Genomic DNA, 17,899 nt, shown 5'->3' on the forward strand with positions numbered 1-17,899 from the left:
GAGCTTGGGTGTGCGGCGTGCGACGGGTGTGCGGGTGTGCGAGAGCGTGCCGTTCAGGAGGGCCCGAATTCCCGGTCGATGAAGCTGAAGAGCTCGTCGGCCTCCGCGGACTCCAGATGACCGGGGACGTCGGCCGGGGCCCTCTCCGTACCGTCCGGTGCCGAGTCGTCCGGTGCCAGGGCGTCGGGAACGGGAACGGGAACGTCCGTGACCGCGCCGTCCCGGTCGCCGCTCCACCGGGACAGAACGCTCGTCAGGCGGCTCGCGACCATGGCCCGCGTCGCGTCGTCCGGCCGCACGCGCGTGCCGAGAAGCGCGGCCTCCAGCCTGTCCAGCTCGGCGGTCAGGGAGGGGTCCACGTCCGCCGTCGCCCCGGCGGGTGCCAGTTCCTTTCCGAGGTGTTCGGCGAGCGCGGCCGGGCTCGGGTGGTCGAAGATCAGGGTGGCGGGCAGCCGCAGCCCGGTGGCCGCGTTCAGCCGGTTGCGCAGTTCCACCGCGGAGAGCGAGACGAAGCCGAGGTCGAGGAAGCCGCGATCGGGCGCCACCGACCCCACGGCCCCGTGACCGAGGACGGCCGCGGCGTGTTCCCTGACCGACCGGAGCAGCACCCGCTGTCGCTCCGCGTGGCCGAGGCCCGACAAACGCCGTATCAACGGCGCCTCTTCCGAACGGGAGGCTTCGGCACGGGTAGGGGCGCTTCGTACGGGGACCGGCCGACGGACGCGTCCCTTCGGCGGGGCCGGGCTCGGGGTGAACGCCTCGGCGCCACGTACGGCCCCCCGGTCCGAGCGGTCCCCCGCCCCCACCGAGGCCGCGAGGTCCGCCTCCCGCACCGGCCGGGTGACCAGCGCGTCCACCGACACCACCGGCATCCCCGCCGTATCGGTCACCGCCACCGACACCCCGCAGTCTCCCCTCGGCGCCAGCCGCACCCGCACCGTAGAAGCCGCGGCCCCGTGCGGCGACACACCGCTCCACGCGAACGGCAACCGCACCCCGTCCCCGGCGCCGTCCGCAATGCCGTCCGCGCACGCCAGCCACGCGTACAACGCCGCGTCCAGCAGCGCCGGATGCATCCCCAGGCGCTCCGTGCCCGGCATCGCGGGCAACTCCGCCTCGGCGAAGACCTCCTCTCCCCGGCGCCACACCGACCGCAACCCGCGAAACGCCGGCCCGTAGGCAAGCCCCACGCCCGCCAACCGCTCGTACGTCCCGGCGAAGTCCACCGCCTCCGCCTCCGCCGGTGGCCAAGCGCTCATGTCCCCGGAGACGTCCGTCTCACCACCGGCGCCCAGCACACCCCGCGCATGGCACGTCCACGCACCGCTGCCGCCGCCACTGGCGTACACGCTCAGCTCGCGCCGGCCTTCCTCCTGCGGCCCGCCGACGACGAGTTGCACCCGGACCGCGTCCTCGTCGGCCAGGACCAGCGGCGCCTCCAGTGTCAGTTCCTCCAGCCGCGGGCACCCCACCTCCTCGCCCGCTCGCAGGGCCATCTCCACCAGTGCCGAACTCGGCACGACCACCCGCCCCAGCAGCACGTGTTCGGCGAGCCATGGCTGGGCGCGCGGCGACAGACGCCCCGTCAGCAGGAACCCGTCCGACCCGGGCAGCGGCACCGCCGCCCCCAGCAACGGGTGCTCCGTCGGCTCCAGCCCCACCGAGGCGGCCGCGTCACCGGACACCGCGGCGACGCGCGGGGCGAGCCAGTACCGCCGGCGCTGGAACGCGTACGTCGGCACGTCCACGTGCCGCGCCGCCGATCCCGCGAACACCGCCGGCCAATCCACCACGGCGCCGCCCACGAACGCCTCGGCCACGGACGTCAGCAACCGATCGGGACCGCCTTCTCCGCGGCGCAACGACCCCACCGCCGCGATGTCGACCCCGCAGTCGTCGGCGGTCTCCGCCACGCCCATCACCAGCACCGGATGCCCGCTGGCTTCCACGAACACCCGGAAGCCCTCGCCCAGCAGCACCCGCACCGTCTCGTCGAACCGCACCCTCCCGCGCAGGTTCCGGTACCAGTACCGCGTGTCCAGCTCCACCGTGTCCAGCACACCGCCCGTCACCGTCGAATAGAACGGGACCGACGACCGCCGCGGCGCGATCCCGGCGAGGTTCCGCTCCAGCTCGGCCTCGATCGCCTCGACCTGCGCACCGTGCGAGGCGTAGTCCACCGACACCCGGCGTGCTCGTACACCCTCCGCCTCGCACACCTCCAGGAACTGCTCGACGGCTTCCCTCTCGCCCGACACCACCACCGCCGTCGGCGCGTTCACCGCCGCCACCGACAACCGCTCGCCCCAGGCGGCCAACCGCTCCTCGGCCGCCGCCGCGGGCAGACTCACCGAGGCCATCGCCCCGCGGCCCGACAGTGCCCGCAACGCGCGACTGCGCACCGCCACGACCCGCGCACCGTCCTCCAGGGACAACCCGCCCGCCACCACCGCGGCCGCGATCTCTCCCTGCGAGTGCCCCACCACCGCGGACGGCACCACGCCCAGCGAACGCCACGTTCCCGCCAGCGACACCATGACCGCCCACATCACCGGCTGCACCACGTCGACCCGGTCGATCCACTCCGGGCCCTCGACGCCTCGTACGACGTCCACCAACGACCACTCGACCGAGGGCGCCAGCGCCGCCGCGCACTTCCCCATCCACTCCGCGAACACCGGCGACGCGTCCAGCATTTCGACCGCCATCCCCAGCCACTGCCACCCCTGGCCGGGGAAGACGAACACCACCCTGTCGTCGGAGCCGGCCACGGCACCGTGCACCACACCGGGGGCCTCCCGCCCCTCCGCCAGAGCGGTCAGACCACACGCCAGGCCGGCGCGATCCGCGCCCAGGACCACCGCGCGACGGTCGAACACCGCGCGGGTGGCCGCCAGCGAGAGACCGACATCGCCCGGTGCCACCGCGGCCGGCCCCGCGGCCCCTTCGGTGAGCGGCAGCAACCGCGCGGCCTGGTCCCGGACCGCCGCCTCGGACTTGGCCGACAGCACCCAGGGAACGACACCGCCGGCGGAAACCGCCAGGGTGCCCGGCACGACCCCGCCGTCCGCCCCGGCCGCCTGTTCCGGTGCCTGTTCCGGTGCCTGTTCCGGTGCCTGTTCCGGTGCCTGTTCCAGGATGACGTGGGCGTTCGTTCCGCTCACGCCGAAGGAGGACACACCGGCCCGACGCGGTCGGCCCGTATCGGGCCACACGACGGGGTCGGTCAGCAGCCTCACCGTGCCGGCGGACCAGTCGACGTGCGCCGACGGCTCGTCGACGTGCAGGGTGGGCGGCAGCACACCGTGCCGCATCGCCAGCACCATCTTGATCACACCCGCCACACCCGCGGCCGCCTGCGTGTGCCCGATATTGGACTTCACCGAACCCAGCCACAACGGACGGTCCCCGCCCCGGTCACGACCGTACGTGGCCAGCAACGCCTCCGCCTCGATCGGATCACCCAGCCTCGTCCCCGTACCATGCGCCTCCACGGCATCGACCTCACCGGCGCCGATTCCCGCACTCGCCAACGCCGCCCGGATCACCCGCTGTTGCGCGGGACCGCTCGGCGCCGTCAGACCGTTGGAGGCGCCGTCCTGGTTCACGGCCGAGCCGCGTACCACCGCCAGCGCCCGGTGCCCCCGGCGCCGGGCCTCCGAGAGCCGCTCCACCACCAGGACGCCCACACCCTCGGAGAAGCCGGCGCCGTCGGCCGTCGCCGCGAACGCCTTGCTGCGCCCGTCGGGAGCGAGCCCGCCCTGGCGGGTGAACTCGGTGAACAGGCCGGGCGTGGCCATGACGGTCACCCCGCTGACGAGGGCGAGCGTGGACTCGCCGGTGCGCACGGACTGTACGGCCAGGTGCAGGGCCACCAGCGAGGACGAGCACGCCGTGTCCACCGTCACCGCGGGCCCCTCCAGACCCAGCGCATAGGCGACGCGTCCGGAGAGCACACTGGCCGTGACGCCGGTGGTGACGTATCCCGCCGCCTCCTCGGGGACGTCGGGGCTCATGGCGAGGTAGTCCTGACCGTTCGTCCCGGCGAAGACGGCGGTGGCGGTGCCCCTGAGCGCGGAGGGGTCGATGCCCGCCCGCTCCAGCGCCTCCCAGGACGTCTCCAGCAGCAGCCGCTGCTGCGGGTCCATCGCCAGCGCCTCACGCGGCGAGATCCCGAAGAAGTCGGCGTCGAAGTCCCCCGCGTCGTGGAGGAAGCCGCCCTCGGCGGCGCAGGACGTCCCGGCGCGGCCGGAGCCGGAATCGCGGCCGGAGCCGGAGTCCGGGCCGGAGCCGGAGTCCGGGTCGTACAGGGCCTCCAGGTCCCAGCCACGGTCGTCGGGGAACGGGGTGATGCCCTCCCCGGCCGTGTCGAGCATCCGCCACAGGTCCTCGGGTGACCGGACGTCACCGGGGAACCGGCAGCTCATCCCGACGATGACCACGGGGTCCTCGCCCGTCGCCGGCCCGGCGGCCACGGCCGGGGCGGACGCCGCCTCCGGCCCGGGGAGCAGTTCCGCGCGCAGACGGGCCGCGAGCGCACGGGCGTTCGGGGAGTCGAAGGCCACGGTGGGCCGCAGGCTCAGGCCGGTCGCCACGCTCAGGCGGTTGCCCAGTTCGACGGCGGTCACCGAGTCGAGGCCGAGGTCCTTGAACGCGCGGGACGGATCGACCGCTTCGGCTTCCGCGTAGCCCAGTACCGACGCCACCTGCCCGCGTACCACGGCGAGCACCGCCGTCTCCTGTTCGGCCCTGGTCGGCAGGCCGGCCAGCCTGCCGACCAGGCCGCCGGGCGTGTTCGCCGCGTGCGTGCCGGGATCGGCCGCCCGTGCGAGCCGCTGTACGTCGGGCAGGTCGGCGAGGAAGGGGCTGGGGCGCGTGGCGGTGTACGCCACGTGGAACCTGTCCCATTCGATGTCCGCGATCACCACGCCTGGCTCGCCTTCGGCCACCGCGCCCGCCAGCGCCGACACCGCCGGTTCGGGGGCCATCTCCGGCAGGCCGTGCCGGCGCGCCGCCGCGCCGATCCCGCCCTCGGCCATGCCTTCGTCGGCCCAGGCGCTCCAGGCCACCGAGGACGCGGGAAGGCCCAAGCCGTGCCGGTACTCGGCCAGGGCGTCGAGGTAGGCGTTGCCGGGCGCGTAGTTGCCCTGTCCGGTGGCGCCCAGGGTGCCCGCCACGGAGGAGAACAGCACGAAGGCGTCCAGGTCCATGCCGTCGGTCAGCTCGTGCAGGTACCAGGCGCCGTCGGCCTTCACCCGCAGTACGCGGTCGATCTGCTCGGGGGTCAGCCGTTCCACGACCGCGTCGTCCAGGACCGCGGCGGTGTGGACCACCGCCGACAGCGGGCAGTCGTCGGATACGCCGTCGAGGAGCCGGGCGAGTGCCGCGCGGTCGCTCACGTCGCAGGCGGTGAGGGTCACCCGCGCGCCGGTGGCCTCCAGTTCCTCGCGCAGCGCACCGGCGCCGGGCGCGTCCGGTCCGCGACGGCCGGCCAGCACCACGTGCTCGGCGCCCGACCGGGCCAGCCAGCGGGCCACCCGCCCGCCCAGAGCACCGGTGCCGCCCGTCACCAGCACGGTGCCGCGCGGCTGCCACCGCGCCCGCGGGTCGAGACGCGGGGCCCGGGCGAGGCGGCGGGCGAACGTTCCGGAGGGACGGATCGCGACCTGGTCCTCGCCCTCGGCGCCGGCCAGGACCGCCGCCAGCAGGCGGCCCGCGTGCGCGTCCCAGTGCTCCGGCAGGTCCACCAGGCCGCCGAACCGCTCCGGGTGCTCCAAGGCCACGATCCGGCCGAGGCCCCACACCATCCGCTGGGCGGGGGCGCCGGCCCTGTCCGTGTCCGGCACGGCCACCGCGCCGCGGGTCAGGCACCACAGGGGGCCGTTCACCGCCGCGTCGCCCAGCGCCTGGAACAGGGCGAGCGTCCCGGTCAGGCCCGCCCGGGGGACGCCGGTTCCGACGGGCGGCCCGTCGGCCAGGGACAGCAGCGACAGCACACCCGCGTACGCGCCGCCCGCCGCCCGCGCACCGCGCAGCACGTCGGCGATCCGGTCGCGGGTGGCTCCGGCGGGCAGCTCGACGGTGACCACGTCGCCGCCGTGGTCGCGCACGGCGGCCGCGGTCGGCCCGACGACGTCCGCGGCGCAGCCCTCCGGGGCGACCAGCAGCCAGGTGCCGGACAGCGCCGGCCGGCGCGCCGTGCTCATGGGCACCCAACGGGTGCGGTAGCGCCAGCCGTCCACCGTCGAGGTCACGCGCTGCCGCTGCCGCCAGGACTTCAACGCGGGCAGCATGTGCGCCAGCGACGTGTCGTCGGCGTCGACGTCCAGTGCGCCGGCCAGCGCCTGCGCGTCGTCGCCCTCCACGGCCTGCCAGAACGCCGCGTCCGCCGTGCCGCCCTCCGGCGCGGGCGCGGCGTCCTGAGCCCACCAGAACCTCTCGTGCTGGAACGCGTAGGTGGGCAGCTCGACGCGCCGCGCCCCCGAACCGGTGTACGCCCGCGTCCAGTCCACCGGCACACCGTGGACGAAGGCCTCGCCCAGCGACGTGAGCACACGTCGCGCACCGCCGTCGTCACGCCGCAGCGAGCCGACCACCACCGCGTCGCTGCCCGCACTCTCCAGCGTCTCTCGCATGCTCGCGGTCAGCACGGGGTGCGCGCCGCACTCCACGAACGCCCCGAAGCCCGAACCGGCCAGTGCCCGGATCGCCTCTTCGAAACGCACCGTCTGCCGCAGGTTGCGCACCCAGTACTCGGCGTCCGGGCCACGCCCGCCCTCCAGCCACTCCCCGGTGACCGTGGAGAAGAAGGGCACCGCGAACGCCCCGGGTTCCACCGGCGCCAGATCGGCGAGGACGCGCTCGCGCACCTCCTCGACCTGCGAGGAGTGCGAGGCGTAGTCCACCGCCACACGACTCGCCCGTATCCCGTCGCGCTCGCACCGCGCCAGCAGTGCGTCCAGCGCCTCCGGCGTACCCGACACCACCGTGGACGAGGGGCCGTTGACCGCCGCCACCGCCCCGCCCGACGCCTCGACGCGCCGGCGCACGTCGTCGACCGGAGACGCCACCGACACCATCCCGCCGCGCCCGGCCAGCGAGGTGCCGATGGCGCGGCTGCGCAGCGCCGCCACCCGGGCCCCGTCCCGCAACGACAGGCCGCCGGCCACCACCGCGGCCGCGATCTCCCCCTGCGAGTGGCCCACCACGGCCGCGGGTTCGACACCGTACGAGCGCCATACCTCGGCCAGCGACACCATGACCGCCCACAGCGCCGGCTGGACCACGTCGACGCGCTCCAGCGCGTCGGCGTCGTCGAGCACGTCCAGCAGCGACCAGTCCACGAACGAGGACAGCGCCACCGCGCACTCGTTCATCCGGGAGGCGAACGCCGTCGAGGACGACAGCAGCTCCCGGGCCATGCCCACCCACTGCGATCCCTGCCCGGGGAACACGAACACGGGCCGAGGCGTGATTCCGCCGCCGCGCGCCGCACCGCTCGGCGCGGTGCCCTCCGCCACGGCCCGTACAGCTTCGAGGAGTTCCTGCCGCGAGCCGCCCGTCACGACCGCGCGCCGCTCGTGGAGCGACCGCGAGGTGATCAGTGACAGTCCGACGTCGACGGGCGACACCTCGGGGCGCGCCTCCAGGAAGGACGCGAGCCGCCGGGCCTGCCCGCGCAGCGCCGCCTCGCACTGGCCCGACAGGACCCAGGGCACGGCGGCGGGGGCGTCACCCGGTTCCCGCCGCGGTGCTCCCGGCCCGTGCGGGGGCTCTTCGAACTCTTCGGCCTCTTCGGCGTCTTCGACGTCTTCGGCCTCCTCCAGGATGACGTGTGCGTTGGTGCCGCTGATGCCGAACGAGGACACCCCCGCCCGGCGCGGACGACCGCCCCCGTCCCACGCACGGGCCTCGGTCAGCAGCTCCACCCCGCCCGTCGACCAGTCCACCTGCGGCGTCGGCTCCTGCGCGTGCAATGTCTTCGGCAGCACCCCGTGCCGCATCGCCAGCACCATCTTGATCACACCGGCCACACCGGCGGCCGCCTGCGTATGGCCGATGTTCGACTTCAGCGACCCCAGCCACAACGGACGGTCCCCGCCCCGGTCCCGCCCGTACGTGGCGAGCAGCGCCTCCGCCTCGATCGGGTCCCCCAGCTTCGTCCCCGTACCGTGCGCCTCGACGGCGTCGACCTCACCGGCGCCGATTCCCGCGCTCGCCAGCGCCGCCCGGATCACCCTCTGCTGTGACGGGCCGTTCGGCGCCGTCAGCCCGTTCGACGCGCCGTCCTGGTTCACCGCGGAACCGCGCACCACGGCAAGGATGTGGTGTCCGTTGCGCCTGGCGTCCGACAGCCGCTCCACCACCAGCACGCCCACGCCCTCACCCCACCCCGTACCGTCCGCATCCGCCGCGAACGCCTTGCACCGGCCGTCAGCCGACAGCCCGCGCTGCCGGCTGAACTCGATGAACATGTCCGGGGAGGCCATGACCGTGACACCGCCGGCGAGGGCGAGGTCGCACTCGCCGGAACGCAGCGCCTGACCGGCCAGGTGCAGCGCCACCAGTGACGACGAACACGCCGTGTCCACCGTCACCGCCGGACCTTCCAGGCCGAGGGCGTAGGCGATGCGGCCGGACATCACGCTCGGCGCGTTACCGGTCAGCAGGTAACCGGCGAAGCCGTCGGTGGCCTGATGAGCGCGTGGACCGTAGAAGTGGGTGGTGGCGCCTATGTACGTACCGGTCGCCGACGCGCGGCGCGATCGCGGATCGATTCCGGCGCGCTCCAGCGCCTCCCAGGACGTCTCCAGCAGCAGCCGCTGCTGCGGGTCCATCGCCAGCGCCTCACGCGGCGAGATCCCGAAGAACTCCGCGTCGAAGTCGCCGGCCCCGGTGAGGAAGCCGCCGCTGCGTGTGTAGCTGGTGCCCCAGTGCTCGGGGTCCGGGTGGTAGAGGGCGTCCAGGTCCCAGCCCCGGTCGGCGGGATAACCGGAGATGGCGTCCTCGCCGCTGACGACCAGCTCCCACAGCTCCTCGGGCGAGCTCACGCCGCCGGGGTAGCGGCACGCCATGCCCACGATGGCCAGCGGCTCGGCCGTCGCCTCCGCGACGCGCGTGACGGCAGCCCGCCGCTTTCCGGTGATCTCCTCGTGGAGGTGGTGGGCGAGACCGCGCGGGGTCGGGTAGTCGAAGACGAGGCGGCCGGCGACGGGCAGACCGGTGCGTGCGGCGAGACCGTCGGCCAGCTCCTGTGCCATCAGGGAGTCGAAGCCGAGGTCTTTGAAGGTCAGGGTGGCATCGACCAGGCCGGTGTGTTCCATGACCGCCGCCGCTTGGTCGCACACCGCGTCGATGAGGGCGTCACGTTGTTCGGGCTCGGACAGCCCGGCCAGGACGGAGACGAGGTGTCCGTCGGACCGCTCCGGGCCCGACGCCGTTGCCACCCCGGTCCCTTCGGTCCCTTCGGGCTCTTCGGGCTCGTCGGTCCCGTCTGTCCCGTCGGGCTCGTCGAGGACCTTCCGAGGGGGTTCGGCGACCGTCCGTTCCGGTGACTCCCGGCTCTCGAACCAGTACCGCCGGCGCTGGAACGCGTAGGTGGGCAGGTCGACTTGGAGCGCCCCCGCGAAGAACGGCCGCCAGTCGACCTCCGCTCCGCGCACCCACAGCTGGGCCAGCGCGGTTGTCGCGGTGTGCGTCTCGTCCCGGTCCCTGCGGCAGAACGGGACGGCGGCGACGTCGGAGGGCGTCCGCCCGTCCTCGGTCCGGGCCCGGACCGACTCCTTGACCATGGGGGTGAGAACGGCGTCGGGGCCGATCTCCAGAAAGGTCGCCACCCCGTGCTCGCGCATCGTGGCGACGGCGTCGGCGAACAGCACCGTCCTGCGCACCTGGCGCACCCAGTACTCCGGATCCTGCAACACCCCCGGAGCCGCCACCCGTCCCGTGACGGTCGACACCACCGGCACCGACTGGTCCCGGGACTCCACCGACCCCACGACCCGCCCGTACGCCTCGAACATCGGCTCCATCAGCGCCGAATGAGACGCGTGCGACACCGCCAGACGCCGCGTCCTGACCCCCAGACCCGCCAGGCGCTCCACCTCGGCCAGCACCGGTTCGACCGGGCCCGTGAGCACCACCGACTCGGGGCCGTTCACCGCCGCGAGCTCCACGCCGTCCCCCAGACGCACCGCCTCCGCCCCGGTGCCCACCGCCACCATCACGCCCTCGCCGACCGGCAGGCCGTGCATCAGCCAGCCACGCGCCAGCACCACCCGGGCCGCGTCCCGCAGCGACCACACACCCGCCACATGAGCGGCCACCAGTTCACCCAGCGAATGACCCGCCACGACCGAAGGACGCACGCCCCACGAGCCCAGCAGGCGCCAGAGAGCCACCTCGAAAGCGAACAGCGCGGGCTGCGCCCACCCCGTCCCGTCCAGCCCGTCGACGCCTCCGGACATCACCTCACGCAGTCGGCCCGAGTAGTCGTCTCCGACACCGAAGAACTCCCGCCACTTCTGAGGGAGACGTACGTCAGCGGCCACATCGCCGACGACCTCGTCGAAGACGCCCAGCACCTCGTCCAGTGCCTCGGCGAACGCGCCGAAACACGACAGGCCCTCACCCATGCCGGCTCGTTGCGCGCCCTGGCCCGAGAACACCACCCCGACGCCACCGTCCACCACAGAACCGGACACCACCCCGGGTCCGCCGCCCCGCTCGGCCAGCCCCGACAGCCCCTCGGTCAGCGCACCCCGACCCGCGCCCAGCACCACCGCACGGTGCGCGAAGCGCGACCGCGACGACACCAGCGACCAGCCCACGTCCGCCGCGTGCACCACGTCCATCGCGTCCACCGCGTCCACGTCACCGGCTCCCCCGGCGAACCGGGCCAGTCGGCGCGCCTGTCCGCGCAGTGCTTCCGGGGAGCGGCCGGAGACGATCCAGGGCACGACCGGCAGATCCGGTCCGGTACCCCCGCCGGTGCGCTCGTCCGCGCCTTCCGGCCGCCAGTCCGACAGCACGACATGGCAGTTGCTTCCGCCCATCCCGAAGGAGCTGACTCCGGCGACGAGTTGCTCGTCCGGCGCCGGATCCCCGGGCCACGGACCGAGTTCCCGCTGCACCCGGAGATTGAGATCGTCCAGGGGGATCCGGGGGTTCGGTGTCTCGAAGTTCAAACTGGCGGGCAGCAGCCGGTGCTCGATGGCCAGGACGGTCTTGATGAACCCGGCGATACCGCCCGCGCCGCTCAGGTGGCCGATGTTGGTCTTGACCGACCCGACCGCCAGAGGCCGGCCTGCGGGAAGCCGACGGCCGATGGCCTCTCCCAGTGCGGCGGCCTCGACCGGGTCGCCCACCGGGGTTCCGGGGCCGTGCAGTTCGACGTAGCGGGCGGCGGTCGGGGGCAGTCCGGCATCCGCGTAGGCCCGGGTGACGACGTCGGCCTGGGAGCCCACCGTCGGCGAGGTGAGCGTCTCCCCCCTGCCGTCGTTGTTGGTCGCGCTGCCACGTATCAGGCACAGGACGCGGTCCCCGTCGTCGAGCGCGGCGCTGAGCCGCTTGAGCACGACGGCGCCGCCGCCCTCGCCCGGCACGTAACCGTTGGCCCTGGCGTCGAACGTGTAGCAGCGGCCGTCCGGCGAGAGGCCGCCCAAGCTCTCGGCGAGCAGCACGCCTTCCGGCATCAGATGCAGGTTGACGCCCGCCGCGATGGCGAGTTCCGACTCCCCTGACCGCAGACTCGCGCAGGCCAGGTGCAGGGCCACCAGGGAGGAGGACTGCGCGGAGTCGATCGTGAGGCTCGGGCCGCCGGCGCCGAGGAAGGCGGAGAGCCGGTTGGCGATGACGCCGCGCTGGATGCCCGGCATGGTGTGGTGGGAGCCGAGTGCCTGGGCATGACGCGTCAGCAGCTTCGCGTAGTCGTCGGCGTTCACGCCGACGAACGTGCCCAGTCGGCTGCCGCTGACCTCGCCGGGGACCATGCGGGCGTCCTCAAGTGCCTCCCAGCCCAGCTCCAGTACGAGTCGCTGCTGCGGATCGACGAAAGGCGCCTCGCGGGGGGAGAGACCGAAGAAGCCCGCGTCGAAGTCCGCGGGCCGGTCGAGGAAGGCGCCCCACCGTGGCGCCCCGTCCGAGGCCGGACCCGTCCAGCGGTCCGGCGGGACCTCGGTGACGGCGCTCCCGCCCGCTGCCAGCAGCTCCCACAGGCGCTGCGGGCTCTCCGCCCGCGGGAACCGGCACGAGACACCGATCACGGCTATCGCCGTGTCCGGGTCGACAGCGCCTCCGGTGCCTCCGGTGAGCACTTCTCCAGGCAGGCCGACAGTCGTCATCGAGAGAAACCTCCAGCACCGGACGTACGGCCGAACGGAAACGAATTCAGAAGAAGCCCGGCGTGGAGTTCTCGTTCTCGATATACCGGTCATCAACCGCCCTTGACTGTCCGACACCACACCCTTCGGCGACGTCGGCGATCACCGCCGTTACGGCGGCGATCGCACCGGCGCCCCAGAGCGGGCAAGAGGAAGTTCCGGGCCCTCCCGAAACGCCGGTGACGTGTGCGTCCGGGCGGTCAAACGCGCATTTCACCGAGTGCCGCCGCGGATCGTCCGCCTCGGCGACAGCTTTCGCGGTCCATTGCCCGACGGGCCGTCGGATGATAAATGTGATGTCAGCACGTGCTGAGCGTTCCGGCTCCGGCCGGCCGATCCCGTCCTCCGGTGAACCGCGCCTTTACGAGCGGATTCCCGGACCTGGTACATCACCCGGACTTCGCGCATCACACCCGATCGGCCATGGGCCTCAGCCAATCCAATCCGCTGTATCACCATGGAGGGAACAAGGGGTATGCCGAAACACGACGCCGTGGCTTCCGAGATCGCAGAGATACGCTCGACCTATATCCGCGACCGTTTCGCTTTCGTCCCCGGAGCCCAGCTCACCGGGATCGTCAAGGAATTGGGCGCCACGGACGATGACCTCGAAAACCTCGCCACCGTCAGCGACGAGCTGAAGAGCGACCCGACCCTTCCGTTCCGGAAGACCAGGACCGGCCGCTTCGGATTCGACACACAGTCCATGCGGGTACGGCGGCTCGAATTCCAGCCGTTCATGCTGTCCATGGAGGACGACTTCGTGCGGCACGATTCCGGCCGGGTACGCGTCTTCGACGAGATTCAGAACGACCTCCAGCTCAACACCGCCCTCCAGGCGCTCTTCGTCTTCAAGTTCATGGTCCTCGACGGCGTGACGGTCACCCACCGGCCGAAACTGGACTACGACAGCGACCGGTGGATCTGCACACTGCTCAATGTGAGGACCACCACCGACGGTGACCTGATCGGCGAGCCGGCGCTCGAAGGAGTGCACAGCGACGGCGTCGACCACACCATGACGACCTACCTGGGCAGCGAGAACATGACGGACGACAGCGCCGTCACCTTCCTGCACGACATGCGCGAGGTGAACGGCACCCGATGGCACGACACCAACGCCGACCTCGTTCGCGCCGAAGCGCAGCATCGTGACTTCCTCGACACGTGCCTGATCGTCGACCACGAGAGCAAGCACAGCGTCTCGACCCTGTACGCCGCGGACCGGTCGAAGCGGGCCACGCGGGACCTGCTGGCCTTTCTGACCCGCAAGCCGGTGGCCGAAGGACACCACTCGCACTCCTTCGACTCGCTCGAACCGCACCGCGAGCTCCCCATGACGGCCGACCTGCTCCGACTCGACAGCGCACCGTCCGCCTAGCGGCCGCGCCGAGTCAGAGAGTCAGGCAGTAAGGAGTCACGACGCGGCCCACAGGTCGTGCAGGGACTGCTTCAGCGGCACCCGCGGGGACCAGCCGAGCACCCTGCGCGCGAGCCGGATGTCGGCCTGGGTCCACGCGCCGCCCTTGCTGTGCACCGGGGCCTGCCCTCTGCGCACCAGGTGCGGGGGCACGCCCGATACGGAGACGAGGATTCCGGCGAGTTCCCGCATGCTGGTGGCGGTCCCCGAACCGATGTTGATCAGGTGCGCGGTCTCCCGCACGCCCGCCGCCAGCACCACGGCATCGGCGATGTCGCGTACGTCGACGAAGTCGCGCTGGTCGTCGACGACTGTCAGGTCGAGGGGCGCCTCCTCGCTGGTGGCACGCAGTTGCGCGGCGAGTCGGCCGAGGAAGCCGTGCGACGGAGCGCCGGGGCCGCAGCCGTTGGTGAGGCGGAGCACGCAACCGTCCACGCGTCCCGCCTCCGTGGCATCCAGGACGATGCGGCTGCCGGCCAGCTTGGTGCGCGCGTAGACGCTGCCGGGGGCGGTCGGGTGGTCCTCCGCGATGGCGGTGCCCTCGGGGACAGGACCGTACTCGTGCACGGTGCCGAGCTGGAGCAGCCTCGGCCGTCGGCGGAGCGTCGATACGGCGCGCACCAGCCGGTCGACGAGCAGGACGTGCTCGGCCGTCATGCGGTCCTCGTCGTCCGCCCCGATGTCGCCCGCAGCGTTGACGACGAGCCCCGCCGGGCCCACGGCCTCGGCGATGTCCCCGACCGTCGCGGAGGTCACGTCGAGCGCGAGGAAGCGGGCCCCGGGAGCCGGCTCGGCGGGTTTCCTCGCCACGGCCAGGACGTCGTATCCGCGGGCGGCCAGCGCTGTGCAGATGTTCCGGCCCATGAATCCGGTGCCGCCGAGGACGACGGCCGAGCTCGCGTGCGCGTCGGTCACTTCGCTCATCGGGCCCGGTCACCCCGCTCCACGTGCGTGTCCGCATGCAGCGCCCGGCACGCCTCGTACGACGGCAGCCTGCCGGCGCGACGGGCCTCGTCCAGCGTCGGCGCGTCCCGGTCACGCGGGGAGACCAGGTACTCCACGCCTTCGGGCCAGGGCAGCCCGAGGGCCGGGTCGAAGGCGTCGATCTCGTGCTCGGTGGCCGGGTCGTACTCCACCGACGTCACATAGGCGGCCACCGTGTCGTCCCGCAGGGCGACGAACGCGTGCCCGAGTCCCTCCTCCAGGTACACCGCACGGCAGGATTCGGGGTTGAGCCGGGTACTGTCCCAGCGGCCGAACGTGGGGGAACCCACCCGCAGGTCGACCACCACGTCGAGCAGTTCCCCGGCGGGGCAGGTCACCAATTTGGCCTGGCCGGGCGGTACGTCCTCGTAGTGCACGCCCCGGACGACCCCGCGCCGGGAGAAGCTGTGGTGGACCTGGCCCAGCCGCAGCGGGTATCCCACGGCTGCCGAGAAGGCGGATTCGGTGTACTGGGCGACGAACGCGCCGCGGTGATCGCGGTGCACGTCGGGTACGAACTCGTAGGCGCCGGGCACTGCCAGCTCGCGGACCTTCATCGGCGACGCTCCTCGGTGAGTTTTTCCAGTACGGGCACCAGATCGTGCGGGGTGGGTGCGGTCAGGTTCTCCTGGCGCAGCCGCTCGGCTCCGCCCGCGAAGGACGGTTCGTCCAGCAGCCGTTGCACAACGTCGCGCAGGACGTCGGTCGTCAGCTCGGAGGCGTGCACGGCGATTCCCGCACCGGCCCCGGCCAGGCTCGCCGCCCTGTTCCACCAGTCGGCGTAGCGGATGGTGGGGATGAACTGGGGTACGGCGTTGGCGAGTGCCGTGCTCCAGGAGCCGAAGCCGCCGTAGTGGATGACGGCTGAGGCGGTGGGAAGCAGGGCGTGCAGGGGAACGAAGTCGACGATACGGGTGTTGCCGGGGACCTTGGTGAGTTTCGCGGCTTCGGCGGGCGGCAGTGTGACCACCACGTCGATGTCCATGTCGCCCATCGTGTCGATCATGTCGGGGATCGGGAGGAGGGTGTCGCCGACCACGGCGTGTGTGGAGAGGCCGGGGGTCAGGACGACGCGTGGGCGTTCGGGTGGCTCGTGCAGCCAGTCCGGGATCTCGGAGGGGCCGTTGTAGGGGAGGTAGCGAAGTGGTATCCGCTCCACCGTCAGCGGGAACTGGAGGCTGGTGGGTACCTGGTCGATGGTCCACTGGCCGACCACGACCTCTTCGTCGAACGTGCTGCCGTAGCGGCCGAGATGCCTGCCGAGCCAGTCGGCCATCGGGTCTTCCCGGCGCTCGCGCGGGCGTTCCGCCCGGCGTCGGAGGAAGACGTCGCGCATCGCGGAGTGATTGTCGAAGCACCACAGCAGCCGGGCGTGGGCGGCGCCGACGACGCGCGCCGCCACCGGTCCCGCGTAGGTGAGGGGTTCCCAGATGACCAGGTCGGGTCGCCACCGGCGGGCATGGGCGACCAGGTCGGGGATCATGGGGTCGTTGTAGACCTGGTGGGAGAACATGACGCCGGCCCTGAGCTTCGCCAGCGCCAGCTCCCATGAGTGTGTTTCGAGGGTCGGGGTGGACCAGTCGGACAGCGGGTTCTCCAGGGAGCCACGGTTGCGTGCCAGCATCTCGTGGAAGTTGTGGTCCTCGCCGACGGAGACCGCGGTCAGCCCCATGCCCTTGATGGCGTCCACCAGCGCCGGGCTGCTGGCGACCTGGACGTCGTGGCCCGCGACGGCCAGGGACCAGGCGAGCGGCACCATGGACAGCAGATGTGACCTGTCGGAGAGCGTCACGAAAAGTACACGCATCGTCGGGTGCTCCTCAGCCGTTGGTTCGTCCGCCGCGGGTCGGCGCCGCGCACAGGGTGTCCGTGATCGCCGCGGCCACCGCCGCCCCGTGGTCGGCGAGATAGAAGTGGCCCCCGGGGAAGACCCGCAGGTCGAAGCCGCCCGTGGTGCGCTCCCGCCAGCCCGCCGCCTCCTCGACCGGGACGTGGTCGTCGGCGTCCCCGGTGAGCGCGACGACATCGCACCGCAGTGCCGCGCCGGGCTCCGCCGTGTAGGTCTCGAACGCCTTGTAGTCGCCGCGGATCGACGGCAGGACCAGTTGCAGCAGTTCGTGTTCGTCGAGGATCTGCGCGTCGGTGCCACTGAGCAGTCGCAGCTCGGCGACGAGCCCCGCGTCGTCGAGACGGTGGATGTCGCGGCCGCGGTGGAGCGAGGACGCGGATCTGGCGGACACGAAGAGCGCCCGGGGGGTTGTGCCCAGCTCGTGTTCGAGCAGCATGGCCAGTTCGAATCCGACACTGGCGCCCATGCTGTGACCGAACAGTGCGACGGGACGCTTCGCGGCGAGCGGCTTGAGCACGTCGAAGACGGCCCGCGCCATCTCGGGGACGCTCTCGATACACGGCTCACGCAGCCGGTCCTGTCGCCCCGGGTACTGGACGACCAGGGCCTCCACGGCCGGAGGCAGCAGCTCGGCGAGCGGGAAGTAGAAACTCGCTGTCCCCCCGGCGTGCGGCAGACACACCAGGCTGATCTCGGCCTCCGGGCTGGGATGGAACCTGCGGAACCACCTGCTCTCACCGGTGGCGGGCGACGCCATATTCCCGTTGGTCCTTTCTCCGGTGTTCCCGACGGCTCAGTCGCCCATCGCCTCGATGAGGCTCTTGGGCCGCATGTCCGTCCAGTTCTCCTCGATATGGGCCAGGCACGCTTCACGTGTGTCCTTGCCGTGGGCGACATCCCAGCCGCCGGGCACATCCGCGAAGGCGGGCCACAGCGAATGCTGTCCCTCGTCGTTGACCAGCACCAAGAACTCGGCGCCGGGGTCGTCGAAAGGATTCACGCCAGTCTCTCCCTCACATGCCGTCCTACGTGGGTGACCACCCGAACGCCGCCATCCTCACGTGTCGCGACAGGAGCGGTGATCCGCGAGAGCCGCAGTTACGGAACCGGTCGCGCCCCGTACCGGTGCCAAGCACACCTTCCTGTGCCAGTCTTGCTGCGCGACAGACACCGCGATCCACCCTTGGTATCCACACGCTGGGCGGCGGCGCGCTGCCGGCCCCGTACACGGTGCAGACCCGCGGATCGCCGCGCTCTCGGCGGCCG

7 protein-coding genes are annotated in these 17,899 nt (G+C 72.5%); 1 reads left to right on the forward strand and 6 read right to left on the reverse strand.

All coding sequences use genetic code 11. The annotated features are described in order from the left end of the window. Positions 1 to 53: 53 nt before the first annotated feature. Positions 54 to 12,341 (reverse strand): type I polyketide synthase, encoded by a 12,288-nt coding sequence (locus OG627_RS02925; RefSeq protein ID WP_329061097.1) that lies wholly within the window; start codon positions 12,339 to 12,341, stop codon positions 54 to 56. A 532-nt stretch (positions 12,342 to 12,873) separates the two neighbouring features. Here OG627_RS02925 and OG627_RS02930 point away from each other — a divergent pair. Further along, the gene (locus OG627_RS02930; RefSeq protein WP_329061098.1) at positions 12,874 to 13,761 is read left to right on the forward strand and encodes a 2OG-Fe dioxygenase family protein; all 888 of its coding nucleotides are present in this window, start codon (positions 12,874 to 12,876) and stop codon (positions 13,759 to 13,761) included. A gap of 36 nt (positions 13,762 to 13,797) precedes the next feature. Here OG627_RS02930 and OG627_RS02935 read toward each other — a convergent pair whose 3' ends face one another. Genes OG627_RS02935 through OG627_RS02955 form a run of 5 tightly spaced genes read right to left on the reverse strand, consistent with a single transcriptional unit; the run spans position 13,798 to position 17,633 of the window. Further along, positions 13,798 to 14,724, reverse strand: a complete 927-nt coding sequence (locus OG627_RS02935) for an NAD-dependent epimerase/dehydratase family protein (protein WP_329061100.1) — start codon at positions 14,722 to 14,724, stop codon at positions 13,798 to 13,800. Continuing rightward, complete coding sequence (locus OG627_RS02940) at positions 14,721 to 15,341, reverse strand: dTDP-4-dehydrorhamnose 3,5-epimerase family protein (RefSeq protein ID WP_329061102.1); 621 nt, start codon at positions 15,339 to 15,341, stop codon at positions 14,721 to 14,723. Before OG627_RS02940 ends, OG627_RS02935 begins: the two co-directional genes overlap by 4 nt. After that, on the reverse strand, positions 15,338 to 16,591 hold the full coding sequence (locus tag OG627_RS02945) for an activator-dependent family glycosyltransferase (protein WP_329061105.1): 1,254 nt from the start codon (positions 16,589 to 16,591) through the stop codon (positions 15,338 to 15,340). Before OG627_RS02945 ends, OG627_RS02940 begins: the two co-directional genes overlap by 4 nt. 13 nt (positions 16,592 to 16,604) lie before the next feature. Then, positions 16,605 to 17,390, reverse strand: a complete 786-nt coding sequence (locus tag OG627_RS02950; protein WP_329061107.1) for a thioesterase II family protein — start codon at positions 17,388 to 17,390, stop codon at positions 16,605 to 16,607. 36 nt (positions 17,391 to 17,426) lie between these two features. Continuing rightward, positions 17,427 to 17,633 (reverse strand): MbtH family protein, encoded by a 207-nt coding sequence (locus tag OG627_RS02955; protein ID WP_329061109.1) that lies wholly within the window; start codon positions 17,631 to 17,633, stop codon positions 17,427 to 17,429. Positions 17,634 to 17,899 lie beyond the last annotated feature (266 nt).

The organism is Streptomyces sp. NBC_01429 (genome assembly GCF_036231945.1).
Taxonomy (GTDB): domain Bacteria; phylum Actinomycetota; class Actinomycetes; order Streptomycetales; family Streptomycetaceae; genus Streptomyces.

Excerpts from the sequence above, each read along its gene's own strand:
- OG627_RS02925 (WP_329061097.1), bottom strand. The coding sequence starts at position 12,341 with ATGACGACTGTCGGCCTGCCTGGAGAAGTGCTCACCGGAGGCACCGGA.
- OG627_RS02935 (WP_329061100.1), bottom strand. The coding sequence starts at position 14,724 with ATGAGCGAAGTGACCGACGCGCACGCGAGCTCGGCCGTCGTCCTCGGC.
- OG627_RS02940 (WP_329061102.1), bottom strand. The coding sequence starts at position 15,341 with ATGAAGGTCCGCGAGCTGGCAGTGCCCGGCGCCTACGAGTTCGTACCC.
- OG627_RS02945 (WP_329061105.1), bottom strand. The coding sequence starts at position 16,591 with ATGCGTGTACTTTTCGTGACGCTCTCCGACAGGTCACATCTGCTGTCC.
- OG627_RS02950 (WP_329061107.1), bottom strand. The coding sequence starts at position 17,390 with ATGGCGTCGCCCGCCACCGGTGAGAGCAGGTGGTTCCGCAGGTTCCAT.